The 331-nt window shown below is 65.3% G+C and carries 1 protein-coding gene; it reads left to right on the forward strand.

Translation table 11 applies throughout. From position 1 onward, the window contains the following. On the forward strand, positions 1-331 hold a 331-nt coding region (locus AC5Y4Q_RS21665), incomplete at both ends, for a beta-ketoacyl synthase N-terminal-like domain-containing protein (protein ID WP_499960172.1).

Below are 331 nucleotides of genomic sequence, written 5' to 3' on the forward strand. Positions count from 1 at the left end.
ACCCTGATCGCGACCGACAAACTCGGCCCGCGCGACGTGGACCCCTACCTCTCGTTCGGCAACGGGCCGAACTTCGCTGCCGGTCGGCTGGCGTATTTCCTTGGGGTGCATGGTCCGGCGATCATGCTCGATACTGCGTGTTCGTCGTCGTTGGTGACGATTCACCTGGCGTGTCAGAGTTTGCGGCGCCGGGAGTCTGATCAGGCCTTGGCGGCCGGGGTGAACCTGATCCTGTCCCCGCAGAACAGCGTCGCGACGTCGCGGTGGGGGATGTTGGCCCCTGATGGGCAGTGCAAGACCTTTGATGCCGCCGCCGACGGTTACGTCCGCG

This window comes from Mycobacterium sp. NGS16 (assembly GCF_059813225.1).